Source organism: Psychrobacter sp. TB20-MNA-CIBAN-0197 (assembly GCF_040309765.1).
Taxonomy (GTDB): domain Bacteria; phylum Pseudomonadota; class Gammaproteobacteria; order Pseudomonadales; family Moraxellaceae; genus Psychrobacter; species Psychrobacter submarinus.
The window spans coordinates 1-274 of sequence record NZ_JBEOPC010000541.1 but is presented as its reverse complement, the minus strand read 5'-3'; the positions used below and the strand labels follow the sequence as shown (position 1 = coordinate 274).

Genomic DNA, 274 nt, shown 5'->3' with positions numbered 1-274 from the left:
GAGCTGGCGCGGGCCTTCGATTCCATGTCCGAGCGCTTGCAAAGCACGGTCGCCTTGCAGCAGCAGTTATTGTGCGACTTGTCCCACGAACTGCGCACGCCGCTGAGCCGTCTGCGTGTGGCCAGCGAAAGCGAACGGGGCTTGGCGCAATTGCGCGAGCGCATCGGCCGCGAAGTCGACGGCATGCAGCGGCTGGTCGAAGACACCCTGCAACTGGCCTGGCTCGACACCGACCGCTCGCCGTTGCCGGATGAAGCGATCCAGATTCAGGCGC

Annotated in this window: 1 protein-coding gene; it reads left to right on the top strand. The window is 65.3% G+C overall.

Going from position 1 to position 274, the window contains the following annotated elements:
* A partial coding sequence (locus AAEY83_RS14865) for a histidine kinase dimerization/phospho-acceptor domain-containing protein (RefSeq protein ID WP_351060093.1) occupies positions 1-274 on the top strand: 274 nt, incomplete at both ends.